This is a genomic window from Intrasporangium calvum DSM 43043, from assembly GCF_000184685.1.
In the GTDB taxonomy this organism is placed as follows: Bacteria; Actinomycetota; Actinomycetes; order Actinomycetales; family Dermatophilaceae; genus Intrasporangium; species Intrasporangium calvum.
Genome location: NC_014830.1, coordinates 1,418,010 through 1,435,685, shown reverse-complemented (window position 1 = coordinate 1,435,685; position 17,676 = coordinate 1,418,010). Strand labels below are relative to the sequence as shown.

Below are 17,676 nucleotides of genomic sequence, written 5' to 3'. Positions count from 1 at the left end.
TCCGATGGGGCCGTATGCCGCTGGGCTCAGCGGGCGCGGACCGGCAGATGGGTGCGCGGTGCCATCCGCGGACCACGCCGGGGCCTGCGGTGACCGGCCAGCGCGAGGAGCTGCTGCACGCGGTACCGGTGGCCGACGTAAGGTTCGAGCAGCTCGGCCATCCCGGCGTCGTCCACGGGCGTGCCGAGGAGTGCCCAGCCGACGTCCTTGGCGACGTGGTAGTCGCCGAAGCTGACCGCATCGGCGTCTCCCAGTGCTCGTTGGGCGACCTCGGCGGCCGTCCAGACACCGACACCCGGCAACGCCCGGAGGCGAGATCGGGCGCGGTCCAGCGGGAGGTCCACGCACTGCTCCAACCTGCCTGCCACGTGGGCGGCTCCGACCAGGGTGCGCGACCGGGCCCCGTCGACGGAGGCCTGCAGCCAGGCCCAGGACGGGATCCTCGCCCAGTCGGCGGGCGCCGGCGGGACCCAGAGCGCGTCACCGAGCGGACCCGGCGCAGGTTGGCCGTAGCGACGCACGAGCCGCCGGTATCCCGAGAAGGCCTCCTGCCCGGTCACCTTCTGCTCGACGACGGCCGGTGCGAGCGCGTCCATGACGAGAGCCGAACGGGGCACCCGCCAGTGCGCGAAGCGGCGCCACGCATCGGCGATGACGGGGTGGTGTGGCGTGAAGCCCGAGACGTCGTCGGCGGCGCCCAGCAGGTCAGGGACCGACTCGAGGAGCCACTCCGCCCCAGCACCCCACGCTGTGCACTCGACCGCGGAGCCGGCTGAGCGGCATACGACCTGGAGGGTGCCCGGCCCCGCCGGTGTCCGAGCCGCTCTGGTGAAGGAGCCGTCCGCCCCCCAACGGCTGGTCGGGTCCCCCGCGCCTCGCTGGAAAGCGGAGAGCTGCGCACGGAGGTTGATCTCCCGATCGACCCTCCAGACGCGCACCTTCACTTCGGTCACGGGGACAGTCTCGCCTACACTCGACCCCGGTCGTTGAATGCGACCCGACCCCTGAGCCCCTGCCCCGCCCAGCCCGACCCCCGGAACGAGGAACGATGGCCCGCGACACGAGCCGAGAACGACGCGAGCGCGTCGCCGCCATGCAGGCCAAGGCCAAGCAGTCCGAGCGCCGACGCTTCCTGCTCGTCGTCGGTGCAGTGGTGCTCGTCATCGCCCTCATCGGCGGGGCGGTGGCGTGGGCGATCATGGGCGAGCAGAGCAAGAAGGACGCCGCGCTCCAGGGGATGGCGGGCGATGTCGCTGCCGCGGCGTGCGACCCGGTCATCGACGACCCGGCCACCGGCTCGTCCGACCACGTCGGGCCGGGCACGTCGGTCGCGGACACCGAGCGGGTCGAGTACGACACGGCGCCCCCCGCGAGCGGCCAGCACTTCGCCCAGCCCGCCCTCTCGGAGCGCCGGGTCTACACCGTCGCGGACGCTCCCGAGGTCGAGGCCCTCGTGCACAACCTCGAGCACGGCTACACGGTCCTCTGGTACGACCCGTCCGTCGAGCAGAGCCAGGCGTCGCAGTTCGCAGCCCTGGCCGAGCGGGTCAACGCGATGCCCGAGTCGCAGAACAAGTTCATCATCACGCCATGGGACACGACGCGGGGCGCCTTCCCCGAGGGCAAGAAGTACGCGCTGACCCACTGGGCTGCTGACGTCGACCTCCAGACCGGCAAGGTCGGCGAGCAGAGCGGCAAGCGCCAGTACTGCGGCGGCCTCAACGTCACGGTGGTCGAGGACTTCGTCAAGAAGTTCCCGTGGTCCTCTGCGCCCGAGCCCGGCGCGGCGTGACCAGCGTGGACGACTACCTCCCCAGCCCGTCCGACTGGGTGCGGCATCAGGTCGAGCAGATCGCGGAGACCGGGACGACCGCCTCGGTCGACATCCTCGGTCGCCCCGTCGTGCTCGTGACGATGCGCGGCGCACGGACCGGGGCCGTCCGGAAGGTGCCGCTCATGCGCGTCGAGCGGGACGGCGTCTACGCCGCGGTCGCGAGCCAGGGCGGCCGACCGGACCACCCGCAGTGGTACCACAACCTGCGCGCCCACCCGGAGGTGGAGCTGCAGGACGGCACCGACAGGTTCCGGGCCCACGCCCGTGAGCTCGGACCCGAGGAGCGCGCCGAGTGGTGGCCCGTCTGCGTCGCCGCCTTCCCGCCCTACGCCCAGTACCAGGAGAAGACGGATCGGGTCATCCCGGTCTTCCTCCTCGAGCGGGTCTAGACCGTCGAGACGTGGCCCGAGGTGATCGTCGACTCCTGGTGGTCGCGCGTCACCTCGAACCGAGCTGCGCGTCCGGGGCCCGTTCGCGCCGCTCGCTGACGAGGTCGTGGGAGCGGGCGTAGAACCAGCCGACGAGGGCGGCTGCCACGTCGAGGATGGTGACGATGAAGCGCGACATGATCGCCACCGCCGCCGCTGCCGGCGTCGGGATCGCCGCGGAGAGGATGAGGGTGAGCAGCCCTTCGCGAGCGCCCAGACCGGCCGGCAGGACGATGAGGAGCATGCCGAGGGACACCGAGAGCGCATAGCCGGTCAACGCCGCCGTCGAGAGGTCGGGGTGCGGGGCATCTCCGGCGACCGCGGCCGCGAGCAGCCAGGTGTGCGCCCCGAAGCAGAGCCACACGAGCACGAAGGTGGCCACGGCCTTGAGAACCGCTCGCGCCGACAGGTCGTGCTCGAGTGGGGGTCGGCGGATCAGCCGGAGCATCGTGGCGATCGACCAGTTGAGCAGCCGGGGCACGAGCAGCACGACGACGAGGGGCGCCGCGAGCACCAGCCACCAAGGGAACCCGCCGGAGGTCTGGCGCAGGAGGAACCCGACGGATGGCAGCCCGACGAGCAGCCCGGTGAGCAGGGCGAAGCCGAGGGCCAGCAGCCCCGTCACCGCGGTCCTCCGCCGAGGCACGCGCAGGTGGGCGGCGATGTCGGCCTGCACGAGCACCGACCAGAGCGACCCGGGGAGGTACTTGCCGAGCTGGCCCACGAAGTAGACGCCGGAGGCGGGAGCCACATGCAGGTCCGAGCCGAGGTCGCGCAGGATGATGCGCCACCCGAGCATGGTCAGCCACGTGCCGACCGCCGCGGCCAACGTCGACCACGCGAAGGTCACCACCGAGACCTTGCCGAGGTGCACGGAGACGTCCCCCCAGTTGCGGGCGACCGCGTAGACCACTGCCGCGAGCGTGACGACTGCGACGAGGACGCGGAGCCCCATGAGGAGTCGCCCGCGGGACACTCAGCGCCTCCTCAACGTCAGCCGGACGAGGCCGTATGCCGCTGAGTCGGCTCGCGCTCGCGCGCCGGCTTCGCGCATGCGCGCGTTGACGTCGCCGTCGAGGTCGCCGACGAGGACGAAGCCGAGGTCGTGGGCCCGCGCGAGGATGCCGCGGACGTCTGCAGGCCCGACCGCCCCGGGGGCGGACGGCGGCCCGATCGGGATCGTGACGATGAGCAGACCACCGGAGCGGAGTGCCCATGACGCCTGTTCGAGGACGTGGTCGACGTCGGTGCCGTCGCAGCCCCGGGGGTGGATCCGCACGATGACGTCGAGGGAGCCGGTGTCGACGTCGAGGGCTGCCACGCTCGGCTCCGAACCGGTGAAGTCGATCTCGACGGGAGCGAAGCCGATGGCCCTGGCCCAGCGCGACAACACCGACCGGGTCCCGGTCTCGTCGACGATGATGGCGCTTCGACGGCCGTCGTCGCGGACCCGCAGGATCGCGGCGAGCGCGCCGAGCGCCGCCCACGCCTCGACCTTGTCCAGCGACAGCGGCAGGCCGAGCCGACGGGCCAGTCGGCGGGCCTCCTCGGCTTCGAGCGGGTCGCTGAGGACGTCGGTCGGCAGGACCCAGTCCGGCAGGTCGGACCGGTCCAACGCGACGACGGGCCGACGCGACCGGATGCCGGCCCGCAGTCCCCCCGCGAGCCGCGAGCCGGCCGCGCGGACGCCGGCGGCCACGGCCAGGTGCGGTGCTCGCGGGGCGGCGGCCGAGTGGGATCCTCCGCGCCAGCCGGGAACCGACGACCGTTCGTCATCCGCGGCGAGCGCCTCGATCGTGCCGAGGTAGTTGGCCCAGGGCCCGGACAGGTCGGGGGTCTGCACCCCCTCGGCCAACCGGGCACGAACCTCGGGATCCCGGAGCCGCCGCAACGCCCCGGCGAGCGCCCGCTCGTCCTCGGGGGGCACGAGCAGTCCGTTGACCCCGTCCTCGATCTGGCCCGAGAACGGTGCGATGTCCGAGGCGAGCACGGGTAGGCCGTGGGCGTGTCCGAGGATGACGTTCTGCGAGGCCGTGGCCGACCGGTAGGGCAGCGTGAGGACGTCGTGGTCGGCGAGGAGCGCCGCGAGCTCGTCGGCCGGCACGTATCCCTCGCGCAGCTCGACGCGTCCGGCGAGGCGCGGGTCGGTCACGAGCCGCCCGATGACCTCTCGCTGGGAGGGCCAGACCTCGCCGGCGATCGTCAGGCTGACGTCGGGCACGTCCAGCATGGCCCGCAAGAGGACGTCGATGCCCTTGTACTCGCGGATCAGACCGAGCGCGAGCAGTCGGGTCGGTCCGCTGCGTTGGCCTCGGGAGATCGGCTCACCGCCGGGCAGGTGCGGCGGGAGGTCGGCCACCGACACCCGGCGCGCACCGAGCTCGTGGGCGAGGGTGGCCTGGTCGGCGCTGTGGACCAGGATCGCGTCGACCTTGGCGAGGAACATCCTCATGAGGGGGGTGTCACCCGGCCGCGACTCGTGCGGGAGCACGTTGTGGCACACGACGATCGACTGGGGGCGTGGGCTCGGGACACCCGGGAGGCCCGGGAGGCCCGGGACACCCGGGAGAGCCCCGGCTGCGTGGAGCAGCGCGAGGTGGGCCGGGACGACGGGTGGCATCACGTGGACGACGAGCACGGCGTCGACATCACGGAGCCGGCGACCGGCGCGGACCCACGTGTCGGGACGGGCCCAGCTCAGGGCGCGCACGGTCCGGGGATAGGGAGGCACCTCTGGCGCGCCCTGGGGGACGGTGGCGTCGGCGTGGTGCAGCCTCGAGGGGTAGAGGTGCGCCCAGGACACCAACGTCACGTCGTGGCCCGCCTCGCTCAGGTGGTGCGCGAGCATCGTCGTGTGCGCGGCGACCCCGCCCTTGTGCGGATGCGTCGGGCCGACCACCGCGATCCGCAGGGCGGCGGAACCGGCGGGCGCCGGTGCCACGTGATCGAGCCTCAGGTCCGTCATCGTGACCGACTCTAGCCCCGAGCCGGGCCCCGAACCGCCGCGTCTGCGTGGCGCCGGGACAGGGCACGGGCGGCTCCGCTTTACTCTGGTGGTGATGCAAGCGAACGACGTGTGGCTCGTGGTGCCGCTCTACAACGAGGCGAAGGTCATCGGCGACGTCGTACGCACCGCCCGCGCGTCCTTCCCGAAGGTCGTCTGCGTGGACGACGGTTCCACCGACGACTCGGCCGCACGCGCCGAGCAGGCCGGGGCCGTCGTGGTGCGGCACCCCGTCAACCTCGGCCAGGGCGCGGCGCTGCAGACCGGTTTCGACTACGCACTGACCGACCCGGCGATGCGCTACTGCGTCACCTTCGACGCCGACGGGCAGCACCAGGTCGCCGACGTCGAGGCCATGGTCGACCTCGTCCGCGAGGGGCCGGTCCGCGTGGTGTTCGGGTCCCGCTTCCTCGACGAACGCACCGAGGCGTCACGTCTCAAGAGGCTGGTCCTCCGGATGGCGGTCGCCTACACCAACCTCAGCACGGGCACCCGGCTCACCGACGCCCACAACGGCCTGCGCGTCCTCGAGCGCGGCGTCGTGGAGCGTCTCGACATCACGCAGAACCGGATGGCCCACGCCTCCGAGATCGTCGCCCAGATCGGGGCGATGCGCTTCGACGGCGAGCCGGTCACCTATGCCGAGGCGCCGGTCCACATCCTCTACACGGACTACAGCAAGGCCAAGGGCCAGTCGCTGTGGAATGCCGTCAACATCCTCGCGGAGCTGATCTGGCGATGAGTCGACAGAGCGTCATCCAGATCATCCTCATCGCTGCGACGTTGGCGATCGCCTGGCGGCTGCTCGCGGGCTCCGGCCAGCGGACCCAGGCGGTGCGCCGGCTCGGGCTCCTCGCCCTTGCCGGCCTGGCCGTCTACTCGATCATCGACCCGAGCAAGACGTGGACGAGCCTGGCACAGGCCCTGGGCGTCGGGCGAGGCGCCGACCTCATCCTCTACGGGCTGGTCGTCGCCTTCCTCGGCTTCGTCGTGACGACGTTCAAGCGGTTCCGCGAGATGGAGGTTCGCTACACGCGGCTCGCCCGGCGGATCGCGCTCGACGAGGCGGTCCCCGTCAGGGATGCGTTCCCTCCCGACCGACCGGCGCGCCCCACCCCATCCACACCGACCCCGAAGGGCACCGATGCCGACTGAACCTCGCCCGCCCCACGGCGCCGGCAGCCCCGGCGGCCCCGAGGACGACGTCTACGTGGTCGACACACGCAAGGGGCGACCCGCCGCCGCTGCCGCCCGACCGAGCCCGCGACGGGAGGTCCGCCCCGATCCCCGAGGGGAGGTGCGCCCTGACCCCCGACGGGAGGCCAGTCCCGAGGCCCTGCGGCAGGTGAGGCCGGGGCCACGGACCCGGCGGCGGAAGGGACGACTCACCCTCTTCGTGGTCGGCCTGCTCGTGGTGGGCTGGCTGGCCTTCATGATCTGGGTCCCGGTGGCCGCGTGGACGGGGATCTCCCGCGTCGACAACGTGCCCGCGGGCGAGCGGCCGAAGGACACGTCAGGCCACAACTACCTCCTCGTCGGGTCGGACAGCCGCGAGGGGCTGACGGCTGCGCAGCGTCGGCAGCTGAAGACCGGGTCGGCGGAGGGCAACCGGACCGACACGATCATGCTCGTCCACGTCTCGGAGAGCGGCGGCAAGCCGGTCCTCATCTCCATCCCGCGGGACTCCTACGTGCCCATCCCGGAGCACGGGACCAACAAGATCAACGCGGCCTTCACGTTCGGCGGGCCCAAGCTGCTCACGCAGACCGTCGAGCAGGTGACCGGCCTGCACATCAACGGTTACCTCGAGATCGGACTCGGTGGCTTCGCCGGGATGGTCGACGCGATCGGGGGCGTGGAGATCTGCGTGCCCCGTGACATGAAGGACGACAAGGCGGGCATCGACCTCCAGAAGGGGTGCCAGGTCCTCGACGGCAAGAACGCGCTCGGCTACGTCCGGTCGCGGTACGAGGACCCACTCGGGGACATCGGCCGGGCGACTCGTCAGCGCCAGTTCCTCGGGGCCCTGATGAAGCAGTCCGCGACCCCTTCCACCGTCCTGATCCCTTGGCGCTACACCACGTTCGTCGACGCAGCCTCCGGCGGAGTGGCGGTCGGGGAGGAGACCTCCCTGCTCGACGCCTACCGGGTCCTGCAGGCGATGCGGGCGGTGAGCAGCGACGAGGGGCTGTCCCTGACCGTCCCCATCGCGGACATGGCCTATCCCACCGACAACGCCGGGGTGGCGGTCAAGTGGGACAGCGAGCGGGCGCTCGCCCTCTTCCACACTCTCAGGGACGACCAGCCCCTGACCGAGCCGCCACCGGGCACGACACCCGGCGAGGACCCGAAGTGAGGCACTGATGCCCGGGCCGCTCTACCCCTCCGACGTGCTGGCCCGACTCCTGGCGAGCGACTCTGGCCGGCCCCGGCTGACCTGGTACGACGACGAGCCCGGCCCGACCCGGGGCGAGCGCATCGAGCTCAGTGCACGAGTGCTCGCCAACTGGGTCTCGAAGGCCGCGAACCTCCTCCAGGACGACTGCGCCGCCGGTCCCGGCACGACGGTCGGGCTCGACCTGCCGGCGCACTGGCGGGGTGTCTACTGGGCGTGGGCGTCGTGGTCGGTCGGCGCCACCGTCGTCCTCGGGGCGGCCGCCGGCGATGCCGACGTCCTCGCGACGATCGACCCGGCCGCCGCAGCCGCCCATGGCGGTGATGCCGTTCTCGTCACGCTGCCTGCGCTCGCACGCTCGAACCCTGACGCAGCGGCCGCCGGTGGTGCCGTGGACGAGGCGAGGGAGCTGGCGACGCACGGTGACCAGTTCTCCCCGATGTCCGACCCCGAGCCCGGTGACCTCGCACTGAGTGTGGACGGCACCGACACGCCCTACGGCGACCTCGTGGTGCCCGAGCCGGCCTGGGGCCGGGGGCCCAGGGTCGCGGTGGACGACGGGCTCGGACGCCTGCTCGCCGTGACGCTCAGTGCCTGGGCAGCGGACGGCTCCGTCGTCGCGATGCGCGGTTCTGCCGCCGTCGACCCCGACGCCCTCGCTCGGCGGCTGGAGGCGGAGGGGGTCACCCTCTCCCTCCTTCCGGCCCGAGGTGGACCGCAGGTGCCCTCCTCCCCCTGAGCACGCCGTATGCCGCTGGGCTCGCTCTTCGGGGAAACCCCGCCATCCGCTCGGGTCTGTCGAGAGCGGAGGCGCGCTGAGCGGCATACGACATCAGTCATGTCGGGCCGCCAGCGGCCGGGGACGGCTACGCCGAGAGCCGGTCGAAGAGGGACCACGTCCGGGAGGCCACCACCCCGGTGCTCGCGAGCCCGGCGCGGGCCTGCGCCTCCTTGACCGCCGCTCGGGTCCGCTCGTCGAAGACGCCCGTGGGGCGCACGCCGAGCACTCGCTGCACCGCGGAGACCTGGGGCCCGGTGTCCCCGAGCCGCAGGACCGTCGTGCGGTGCGCCGCGAAGGGGAACTCCCTGGACTCGAGGACCTCCCACACCTCCGGCGTGACGACACCGGTCTGTGGGAGCGCCAGCGAGCGTTGGAGGGCCGCCACCTTGTCCCGGGTGAGCGACCCGAAGACACCGTCGACGGCCACTCCTCCCAGTGCGCGTTGCAGCGTTCGGACCGCTGCACCGCGAGAGCCCATCGCGAGCACGACATCCTTGAACGGCGTGAACGTCGTCGCGGTCGAGACGGTCGAGACGGCGGGACCGGCCGTGCTGGTCGGCGATGAGGTGGTGAAGGCGGTCATCACGGCTCCTTCCTGCTGGACGGTGGTGCTGGCGGGGGCGACGACGGACCAACCCCGCGTGTAGAGCAGCTGCTGGGTGCGGTTGTCGGCGACCCCCGTCGTCGCGAGCCCCACGAACCGCTGGTACTCGATGACGCGTGCCCGGGTCATCGAGCCGAAGTAGCCGGTCGTCGGCAGGTTGCCCAGCCGGGCCTGGAGGTTCTGCACCGCGGTCGAGGTCATCCCGACGGACAGCGTGGGGTACGTCGTCGGCCAGCCCTTGGTGTAGAGCAGCTCCTGGGTGGTCTGGTCGGCGATCCCCGTCGCCGGCAGCCCCACGGCTTTCTGGTACTCGGTGACGCGGGCCTGGGTCATCGAGCCGAAGTAGCCGGTCGTGGGGAGGTTGCCCAGCTCGGCCTGGAGGTTCTTCACTGCAGCGGAGGTCGTCCCGATCGACAGGGTGGGATAGGTCGTCGCGGTGCCCCCTCCCGATGTCGCAGGTGCCGCCCAGCCGCGCACCCACAGCCGGTACTGGGTGACGGGGTCAGCGGTTCCGGTCTGAGGCAGGCCGACGAACTTCTGGTACGCGAGCACCCGGTCCTTCGTCAGCGAGCCGAAGTAGCCCGTCGTGGGGAGTGACCCGAGCTTCGTCTGGAGGGTGCGCACGGCGCTCGAGGTCATCCCGTAGGACAGGGTCGGGAAGGCCGCACTGACGGTGCGCCATCCCCGCTTGGCGAGGATCTCCTGGGTCCTGAGGTCGGCGACCCCCGTCTGCGGGAGCCCGGCGAACCGCTGGTACTCCGTGACGCGGTCCCGGGTCATGGCCCCGTAGTACCCGGTCGTCGGCAGGTTGCCGAGCCGGACCTGCAGCTGGCGCACCGCCTCGGACTGCATCCCGAAGGACAGGACGGTGGGCGTCGACGGGACCGTGACGGTCGTCGTCGTGCCGGAGGACGGCAGCGAGGTGAGGACGGTCGTCGCGGCGACACCCGTCCACCAGGACGTGCGAGCGGCCGCGCCGTTGTAGTTGAAGCTGAAGTGGATGTGGTCGGTGTGGGGGTTGCTTCCGTAGTAGGCAGCCCAGCCCCGCTCCGGTGCGTACGAGCGCCACATCTTGTGGTCGTAGATGATGTACATGATCCCGAAGCGTCGGGCCATCGCGCCGGGGACGCCGTCGGCGTCGGCCTTGGTCAACCAGGACAGGACGCTGCGCGCGACGGCCGACTCCTCGGAGTCGTCGACATCGAGCATCCAGTCCCAGGCCCGGCCGTCGTAGTGCTCCGACGTGTCGCTCGAGCACGTGCGGCCGATGAGGCTGGTCGACCCCATCTGGTAGTGGCTCGTCATGAGCTTCGCGAAGGCCAGGACGCCGGGCCGCGCCACGGGGTCGCACACCGTCTGACCTTGGTAGGGGACGTACACGTCCAGCGCCTTGGGCAGCGTCCGCGTGGGAGGGGCGGGCGGCGTGGAGGCATGGGCCACCGTTGCCACCTGGACGACGTTCGGGACGACGAGGAGCGGAGCCGCGAGGGCGAGCGCAAGGGGGTGACGGCCGAGGGCCATGGCGGACTCGATTCAGGAGCGCTGGAGTTCTGGAAGCTCACTTCCCCTCGAGTGTGCAACTGCACCATTTATGCACTCCAGTCACACGGTTAACAAGTCGATCGCCTGAACTACAAACCTGTAATTTCCCGATGGCTGCCCACCCGAGGCTCCGCTAAGGCCGTCGGTGTTGCCTGCATCACGTGGCGCGCCCCCACCGGCGGTGCGTCGATGTGGGGGCACCCCACCCCTGGGCCGACTCGAGTGACCGATAGAGTCCGGACCATGGACAAAGTCGTCTCCACACCTCAGGAGGCCATCGCCGGCATCAGTGACGGGATGTCACTGGCGGTCGGCGGTTTCGGTCTCTGTGGCATCCCCAGTGTGCTCATCGCCGCCATTCACGATGCCGGCATCCAGGACCTCGAAGCGATCAGCAACAACTGCGGCGTCGACGACTGGGGGCTGGGGATCCTGCTCAAGGACAAGCGGATCCGCCGGATGGTCGCCTCTTACGTCGGTGAGAACAAGGAGTTCGAGCGGCAGTACCTGCACGGCGAGCTCGAGGTCGAGCTGACCCCCCAGGGCACCCTCGCCGAGCGGCTGCGCGCCGGTGGGGTCGGCATCCCGGCCTTCTTCACGATCACCGGTGCCGGCACCCAGGTCGCCGAGGGCGGCCTGCCGTGGAAGTACGACGCCGACGGCAACGTCGTGCTCGCCTCGCCGCCGAAGCAGACCCAGGACTTCGAGGTCGACGGCGAGACGAAGACGTTCGTGCTCGAGGAGGCGATCCGCGCCGACTACGCGCTGATCCGCGCCGCCAAGGGTGACCGGCACGGCAACCTCGTCTTCAACCAGTCCGCCCGCAACTTCAACCCGCTCTGCGCGATGTCCGGCAAGGTCGCGATCGCCGAGGTCGAGCAGCTCGTCGAGCCCGGCGAGCTGCACCCGGACGAGGTGCACCTGCCGGGGATCTTCGTCCACCGGGTGCTGCCGCTGAGCCCGGAGCAGGCCGCCGAGAAGCGGATCGAGCGCCGGACCGTCCGCCCCCGCCCCGACGCTGCGGGAACCCAGACCGAGAAGCAGGAGGCCTGAGCCATGGCGATGACCCGTGAGCAGATGGCCGCCCGCGCGGCCGCCGAGCTGTCCGACGGCGCCTACGTCAACCTCGGCATCGGCCTGCCGACGCTCGTGCCGAGCTACGTGCCCGACGACGTCGAGATCGTGCTCCAGTCCGAGAACGGCATCCTCGGCATCGGCGTCTACCCGTACGAGGGTGAGGAGGACGCCGACCTGATCAACGCCGGCAAGGAGACGGTCACGCTGCGCAAGGGCGCCTCCTTCTTCGACTCGGCCACGTCCTTCGGGATGATCCGCGGGGGCAAGGTCGACGCCGCGATCCTCGGCGCGATGCAGGTCAGCGAGAAGGGCGACATCGCCAACTGGATGATCCCCGGCAAGATGGTCAAGGGCATGGGCGGCGCGATGGACCTGGTCCACGGCGCCAAGAAGGTCATCGTCCTGATGGAGCACAACGCCCGCGACGGCTCCTACAAGATCGTCAAGGAGTGCTCGCTGCCCTACACCGGCCGCGGCGTCGTCCAGCGGATCATCACCGACCTGGCCGTCTTCGACGTCACCGACGACGGGCTCGTGCTGCGTGAGCTGGCGCCCGACGTCACCGAGGACGAGGTCCGCGAGAAGACCGAGCCCGACTTCACCGTCGACCTCGGCTGACCCCACCGCTCCTGGCCGGCCCCGGGCGCGGAACGTCCGGGGCCGTCGTCCGGTCCGCGCCCGAACGGCAGAGTCGACAGGTCGGAGCTCAGCCCTCGTCGGTCTCGGGGAGGAGCTGTCCGGGTCGGCTCGTGAGGAAGCCCCACCCCCAGCTGCCGTGCATCGTCGCCAGCACGGCCGGGACCCGCGCGGCGACGGCCAGCCCATCGCGCCTGCCGATGACGAGCCCTCCCACGGTGATGGCCGTGGCGTACGTCCCGGGGACGATCCAGAGCGGTGCCCAGACGAAGCCGCCGACCAGGCCGACGACGTTGGCGACGAGCGCGGTCGGCGCCGCGAGGTAGCGAGCGTTGATCGAGCCCTGGTGCTCGCGGGCGACGACGCGGCGCCAGCGTCCGTAGTCCCGGTACTGGCGCGCGAGTCGGCGGAACGTCGGACGGGGGCGGTAGCGCACGCGCAGCTCGGGGTCGAACCAGACCGTGCCGCCGGCCTGCCGGAGCCGGTAGTTGAGCTCCCAGTCCTGGGCCCGCGAGAACCGTGCGTCGTAGCCACCCACAGTCGTCAGCCAGCTGCGTCGGAAGACACCGAGGTAGACGGTGTCGGCCGGCCCGGCGTGACCCCCGGTGTGGAACCGCGCTCCCCCCACGCCCAGGGACGATCGCATGGCGATGGCGACTGCCTTCTCGAAGGACGAGGACCCCTCGGCGTACATCACGCCGCCCACGTTGGCCGCCCCGGTCTCCTCGAGCACCGTCACGGCCCGCTCGATGTAGCCGGGGCTGAGGAACCCGTGCCCGTCGACCCGCACGATGATCTCGTGGTTGGCTGCCCCGACGGCGAGGTTGAGTGCGTCAGGGGTGCGGCCTGAGGGGTTCTCGACGACGATGATCCGGTGGTCCCGGCGGGCGAGCTCCCGGGCGACGCCCAGCGTGTCGTCATGGCCGCGACCGATCGCGAGGACGAGCTCCAGCTCGCCTGGGTAGCGCTGGTCGAGGATCGCCTCGACGGCTTCACCCAGGTGTTGCTCCTCGTTGAGCAGGGGCATGATGACGCTGATGGGTGGGGCATGGTCCACGGGGTGCGTCCGCTCCGGGGGCTCGGGGACTCGGTCCTGAGGAGACTACCCCTCAACCCTTGAGGAGCTGACGCGCCATGACGACGCGCTGGATCTGGTTGGTGCCCTCGTAGATCTGCGTGATCTTCGCGTCGCGCATCATCCGCTCGAGCGGGAAGTCCTTGGTGTACCCGGCGCCGCCCAGCAGCTGCACCGCATCCGTGGTCACCTTCATTGCGACGTCGGAGGCGAAGCACTTGGCCGCCGCCCCGAAGAACGTGAGGTCCTTGTCCCCCCGCTCCGACTTCGCGGCGGCGACGTAGACCATCTGGCGTGCGGCCTCGACCTCCATCGCCATGTCGGCGAGCATGAACTGGATGCCCTGGAAGTCGGCGATCCGCTTGCCGAACTGCTTGCGCTCCTTGACGTAGGCGACCGCCTGGTCAAGGGCGCCCTGGGCGATGCCGATGGCCTGGGCGCCGATCGTGACGCGGGTGTGGTCGAGGGTGCGCAAGGCGATCTTCAGGCCGTCGCCCACCTCCCCGACGACCCGGTCGCCGGGGATCCGCACGTTGTCGAAGTGCAGCTCGCGGGTCGGGCTGCCCTTGATCCCGAGCTTGCGCTCCTTCTCCCCGAACGTGAAGCCCGCATCCGACTTCTCGACGACGAAAGCGGTGACGTTGTTGCCCCGCGGACCGTCGGGGTCCGTGACCGCGAGCACCGTGTAGTACTCGGACACGCCGGCGTTGGTGATCCACGACTTCTGGCCGTTCAGCACCCAGTCGTCGCCGTCCCGGCGGGCGCGGCACTTCATCGAGGCGGTGTCGGATCCGGCCTCCCGCTCGGACAGGCCGTACGAGAACGTCGTCTCACCGTGGGCCAGCGGCGGCAGGTACCTGCGCTTGACGTCCTCGCTCGCAGCGAGGATCAGCGGCAGCGAGCCGAGCTTGTTGACGGCCGGGATGAGGCACGCCGACGCATCGACGCGAGCCACCTCCTCGATGACGATGCACGTGGCCAGGGCATCCGCGCCGACCCCGTCGTACTCCTCCGGGACGTGCGGAGCGAAGAAGTCCGATGCGACGAGCGCGTCGTGCGCCTCCTGGGGGTAGCGGGCCTCCTCGTCGACGGCTGCCGCGTAGGGGGCGATCTTGTCCTCGGCCACCGCGCGCACCGCCTCACGGAGCGCCTCGTGGTCCTCGCTGATACGGAACAGGTCGAAGTCAGTGCTGGTCACGGTCACCCATGCTACTCGCGAGACACATTTAGTAGGACGTCCAAGTGATTGAGACCACGCGCGGCGCCGCGGGTCTGCCCGCACGCACCGGCCCTGTCCAGCATGGGGACTCAGCGTCCACGATGAGGACACGTCGGGCTGGGAGGAGCTCAGCGGCATACCATCCCCGAAAGGTCATGAGTGTCAGCGTCACGGCCCCGGCTCGCTGACCGGCAACCCTCGCTACGCGGCGGGGTGCCCCGGGTGAAGACCTGGCACCCGGCATTCGCCGGCGTGCAAGCGCGAGTGTGAGGAAGCACGCCATGAGTGACAACCCCGACTGGTCGTTCGAGACCCGCCAGATCCATGTCGGGCAGGAGCAGGCTGACCCGGCGACCGGGGCGCGAGCCCTGCCGATCTACCAGACGACGAGCTACGTCTTCAACGACACGGACCACGCGAAGAACCTCTTCGCCCTGTCCGAGCTCGGCAACATCTACACCCGGATCATGAACCCCACCCAGGACGCCGTCGAGAAGCGGATCGCGTCCCTCGAGGGCGGGGTTGGCGCCCTGCTGCTCAGCTCGGGCATGTCCGCGACGTTCTTGGCGATCATCAACATCGCGGAGGCCGGCGACCACGTCGTCGCGAGCCCGGCGCTCTACGGCGGGACGTACAACCTGTTCCAGAACACCCTGCCCAAGCTCGGCATCGAGGTGACGTTCGTCGAGGACAGCGCCGACCCCGAGTCGTGGCGTGCCGCGACGCGGCCGAACACCAAGCTGTTCTTCGGCGAGACCATCGCCAACCCCAAGTCGGACATCCTCGACATCGAGGCCGTCGCGCGGGTCGCACACGAGGTGGGCGTGCCGCTCGTCGTCGACAACACCATTGCCACGCCGTTCCTGCTCCGCCCGATCGAGCACGGCGCCGACATCGTCGTCCACGCCGCGACGAAGTACCTCGGCGGCCACGGCACGACGATCGCGGGTGTCATCGTCGACTCGGGCAACTTCGACTTCGGCGCTGACCCCGAGCGCTTCCGGAACTACAACCAGCCCGACCCGAGCTACCACGGCTTGGTCTACGCCCGAGATCTCGGCAAGGACGGCGCCTTCGGGGTCAACCTCGCCTTCATCCTCAAGGCCCGCGTCCAGCTGCTGCGCGACCTCGGCAACGCCATCTCGCCGTTCAACGCGTTCCTCATCGGCCAGGGGATCGAGACGCTGTCGCTGCGGGTCGAGCGGCACATCGAGAACGCCCACCGGGTCGCCGCCTTCCTGCAGGGCCACGACCAGGTCGAGAAGGTCGTCTGGGCCTCGCTGCCGGACGATCCCAACCACGCGCTGGCGCAGAAGTACGTCCCGAAGGGTGCGGGAGCCGTTCTCGCCTTCGAGATCGCGGGTGGCCTGGAGGCCGGCAAGAGGTTCGTCGAGGGCCTGACCCTGCACAGCCACGTCGCGAACATCGGCGACGTCCGCTCGCTCGTGATCCACCCCGCGTCCACGACTCATTCGCAGGGACCGGACGAGGACCGCCTCGCTGCCGGCGTGACGCCGGGCCTCGTCCGTCTGTCCGTCGGGATCGAGCACATCGACGACATCATCGCCGACCTCGAGCAGGGTTTCGCCGCCGCCAAGGGCTGACCGTCCCGCGGGGTGGGCGGCAGCCCGTATGCCGCTCACCCCCTCCCGCTCGTACGCTGGCCCCCATGCCCGCCGAGAACGCGACCGCCGTCCGTTATCCGGTCCCGTTGCGCCCGGGTGACCGGATCGGCGTGACCGCGCCCAGCTCGGGTGTGCCGGACCGCCTGTGGCCTCGGGTCGAGGTGACTCGGGCCTTCTTGGAGGGCGAGGGCTTCGACGTCGAGATCGGCGAGTGCATGCACACGCCCTCGCAGGTCAGCGCCCCGAAGGAGCAGCGCGCTGCGGAGCTGATGCGGATGCTGACCGACCCTGACATCCGGGCGGTCGTGCCGCCGTGGGGCGGAGAGACCGGCATCGACCTTCTGGGGCTGCTCGACTTCGAGGCGATCGCCGACGCCGAGCCGACGTGGTGCGTCGGGTACTCCGACACGTCGACGTGGCTCACCCCGCTCACCCTGCGGACCGGGATCGCGACCATCCATGGCCAGAACTTCATGGACACCCTGTATCGGACCCCCGTCGGGGTCGCCCACTGGCTCGACGTGGCCGGGTCAGCCGTCGGCGCCGAGATCAGGCAGCAGTCCCCCGGCCGCTGGCGCAGCACCGGGTTCGACGACTGGGCCGCCGACCCCGGCGCCGCCGAGTACCACCTCGACCAGCCGGGCACGTGGACCCGGATCGACCCGGGTGCCGGTGGCGAGCCCGTGGCGCTGCAGGGGCGTCTGGTCGCCGGATGCGTCGAGACGGTGAGCTTCCTCGCCGGTGGGGCGTACGGCGACGTCAGTGGGTTCGCCGACGCCTGCGCTCCGGAGGGCATCATCCACGTCCTCGATGTGGCGGAGTGGGCGGCCTACGACATCTGCCGGGCGCTGCACGCGATGCGCCTGCACGGCTGGTTCGATCGGAGTAACGGCATCCTGGTCTCCCGGACCACGGCGCCCTCAGCCGGTGACCTGTCCCAGCACGACGCCGTTGTCGAGGCGCTTGGTGAGCTCGGTGTGCCGATCATCGCCGACGTCGAGTGCGGGCACGTGGCCCCCCATTTCGCCCTCGTCAACGGGGCGCTCACCACGGTCCGCTTCAGCACGGCCGAACAGTCGATCGCCCAGACGCTGGCCTGACCTCGGCCAGCGTCCTGTGGATGGCGGGCGCGGTTCGGGGTGCGGATCGGGCAGGATCATGGGACCGTTCTGTCACGTTTGCGCCCGTTTGCACGCCGGTGGCGTGCCTCGTTCAAGGTCAGGGGATCTGAAGAGCCGTGTCGAGACAAACCTTCCTGCCGTATGCCGCTGGGCTCGCCCTCGCGGTCACGCTCACCGGGTGCGCGGCTGAGTCCGCTGCACCGGAGCCGACGACTCCGGTGCCGACGGTGTCCGCGCCGAGCAGCTCGGTCGCCACGTCGGCGCCGGCGGCGCCGGCCGCGTCACCGACGAGTGCGGCGCCGGACTTCCCGGACGGGCTGCCAGCAGCCGCCAAG

General features: G+C 70.9%; 17 protein-coding genes and 1 riboswitch. Of the genes, 10 read left to right on the top strand and 7 right to left on the bottom strand.

The genetic code is table 11. The features are described from left to right. Positions 1-26: 26 nt before the first annotated feature. Complete coding sequence (locus INTCA_RS06455; protein ID WP_013492118.1) at positions 27-953, bottom strand: DNA-3-methyladenine glycosylase family protein; 927 nt, start codon at positions 951-953, stop codon at positions 27-29. Positions 954-1,048: 95 nt separating this feature from the next. On the opposite strand from INTCA_RS06455, the gene INTCA_RS06450 reads away from it, so the two are divergent. Both INTCA_RS06450 and INTCA_RS06445 read left to right on the top strand, forming a co-directional pair. Further along, positions 1,049-1,792 carry a DUF3105 domain-containing protein gene (locus INTCA_RS06450; protein ID WP_013492117.1) on the top strand — a complete coding sequence of 248 codons (744 nt, stop codon included), beginning with the start codon at positions 1,049-1,051 and terminating at the stop codon, positions 1,790-1,792. Then, a complete protein-coding gene (locus INTCA_RS06445) occupies positions 1,789-2,223 on the top strand; it encodes a nitroreductase family deazaflavin-dependent oxidoreductase (RefSeq protein WP_013492116.1) in 435 nt (144 codons plus the stop codon). Before INTCA_RS06450 ends, INTCA_RS06445 begins: the two co-directional genes overlap by 4 nt. Positions 2,224-2,272: 49 nt before the next feature. On the opposite strand, the gene INTCA_RS06440 is transcribed toward INTCA_RS06445, so the two are convergent. Both INTCA_RS06440 and INTCA_RS06435 read right to left on the bottom strand, forming a co-directional pair. Beyond that, positions 2,273-3,238 (bottom strand): lysylphosphatidylglycerol synthase domain-containing protein, encoded by a 966-nt coding sequence (locus tag INTCA_RS06440; protein ID WP_013492115.1) that lies wholly within the window; start codon positions 3,236-3,238, stop codon positions 2,273-2,275. Next, entirely contained in the window at positions 3,239-5,227 is a 1,989-nt protein-coding gene (locus INTCA_RS06435; RefSeq protein WP_013492114.1) for a glycosyltransferase family 4 protein, read from the bottom strand. Between the two features lie 94 nt (positions 5,228-5,321). Here INTCA_RS06435 and INTCA_RS06430 point away from each other — a divergent pair, with 94 nt between their 5' ends. From INTCA_RS06430 to INTCA_RS06415, 4 genes are read left to right on the top strand one after another with little or no spacing between them, the layout of a single operon-like run. Further along, entirely contained in the window at positions 5,322-6,008 is a 687-nt protein-coding gene (locus tag INTCA_RS06430) for a glycosyltransferase family 2 protein (RefSeq protein ID WP_052337980.1), read from the top strand. Then, positions 6,005-6,421, top strand: a complete 417-nt coding sequence (locus tag INTCA_RS06425) for a DUF2304 domain-containing protein (protein ID WP_013492112.1) — start codon at positions 6,005-6,007, stop codon at positions 6,419-6,421. Before INTCA_RS06430 ends, INTCA_RS06425 begins: the two co-directional genes overlap by 4 nt. Next, entirely contained in the window at positions 6,411-7,622 is a 1,212-nt protein-coding gene (locus INTCA_RS06420; RefSeq protein WP_013492111.1) for an LCP family protein, read from the top strand. The genes INTCA_RS06425 and INTCA_RS06420 overlap by 11 nt, the downstream gene beginning before the upstream one ends. Before the next feature lie 7 nt (positions 7,623-7,629). Next, positions 7,630-8,400 (top strand): TIGR03089 family protein, encoded by a 771-nt coding sequence (locus tag INTCA_RS06415; protein WP_013492110.1) that lies wholly within the window; start codon positions 7,630-7,632, stop codon positions 8,398-8,400. 127 nt (positions 8,401-8,527) lie between these two features. Here INTCA_RS06415 and INTCA_RS06410 read toward each other — a convergent pair whose 3' ends face one another. Then, positions 8,528-10,567, bottom strand: a complete 2,040-nt coding sequence (locus INTCA_RS06410) for a peptidoglycan-binding domain-containing protein (RefSeq protein ID WP_013492109.1) — start codon at positions 10,565-10,567, stop codon at positions 8,528-8,530. Between the two features lie 264 nt (positions 10,568-10,831). Between INTCA_RS06410 and INTCA_RS19495 the strand changes: the two genes are divergently transcribed. Both INTCA_RS19495 and INTCA_RS19490 read left to right on the top strand, forming a co-directional pair. After that, positions 10,832-11,641, top strand: coding sequence for a CoA transferase subunit A (locus INTCA_RS19495; RefSeq protein WP_013492108.1), 810 nt, complete (start codon positions 10,832-10,834; stop codon positions 11,639-11,641). A gap of 3 nt (positions 11,642-11,644) precedes the next feature. After that, positions 11,645-12,283, top strand: coding sequence for a CoA transferase subunit B (locus INTCA_RS19490; protein WP_013492107.1), 639 nt, complete (start codon positions 11,645-11,647; stop codon positions 12,281-12,283). A gap of 88 nt (positions 12,284-12,371) precedes the next feature. On the opposite strand, the gene INTCA_RS06395 is transcribed toward INTCA_RS19490, so the two are convergent. Then, on the bottom strand, positions 12,372-13,358 hold the full coding sequence (locus INTCA_RS06395; protein ID WP_013492106.1) for a glycosyltransferase family 2 protein: 987 nt from the start codon (positions 13,356-13,358) through the stop codon (positions 12,372-12,374). Positions 13,359-13,410: 52 nt separating this feature from the next. Continuing rightward, complete coding sequence (locus INTCA_RS06390) at positions 13,411-14,580, bottom strand: acyl-CoA dehydrogenase family protein (protein ID WP_013492105.1); 1,170 nt, start codon at positions 14,578-14,580, stop codon at positions 13,411-13,413. A 166-nt stretch (positions 14,581-14,746) separates the two neighbouring features. Further along, positions 14,747-14,862, top strand: a riboswitch (SAM riboswitch). Between the two features lie 14 nt (positions 14,863-14,876). On the opposite strand from INTCA_RS06390, the gene INTCA_RS06385 reads away from it, so the two are divergent. Both INTCA_RS06385 and INTCA_RS06380 read left to right on the top strand, forming a co-directional pair. Then, entirely contained in the window at positions 14,877-16,199 is a 1,323-nt protein-coding gene (locus INTCA_RS06385; RefSeq protein WP_013492104.1) for a bifunctional o-acetylhomoserine/o-acetylserine sulfhydrylase, read from the top strand. A gap of 65 nt (positions 16,200-16,264) precedes the next feature. Next, positions 16,265-17,320, top strand: coding sequence for a S66 family peptidase (locus INTCA_RS06380; protein ID WP_013492103.1), 1,056 nt, complete (start codon positions 16,265-16,267; stop codon positions 17,318-17,320). Positions 17,321-17,438: 118 nt separating this feature from the next. Here INTCA_RS06380 and INTCA_RS06375 read toward each other — a convergent pair whose 3' ends face one another. Beyond that, a complete protein-coding gene (locus INTCA_RS06375; RefSeq protein ID WP_148236503.1) occupies positions 17,439-17,675 on the bottom strand; it encodes a hypothetical protein in 237 nt (78 codons plus the stop codon). Position 17,676 lies beyond the last annotated feature (1 nt).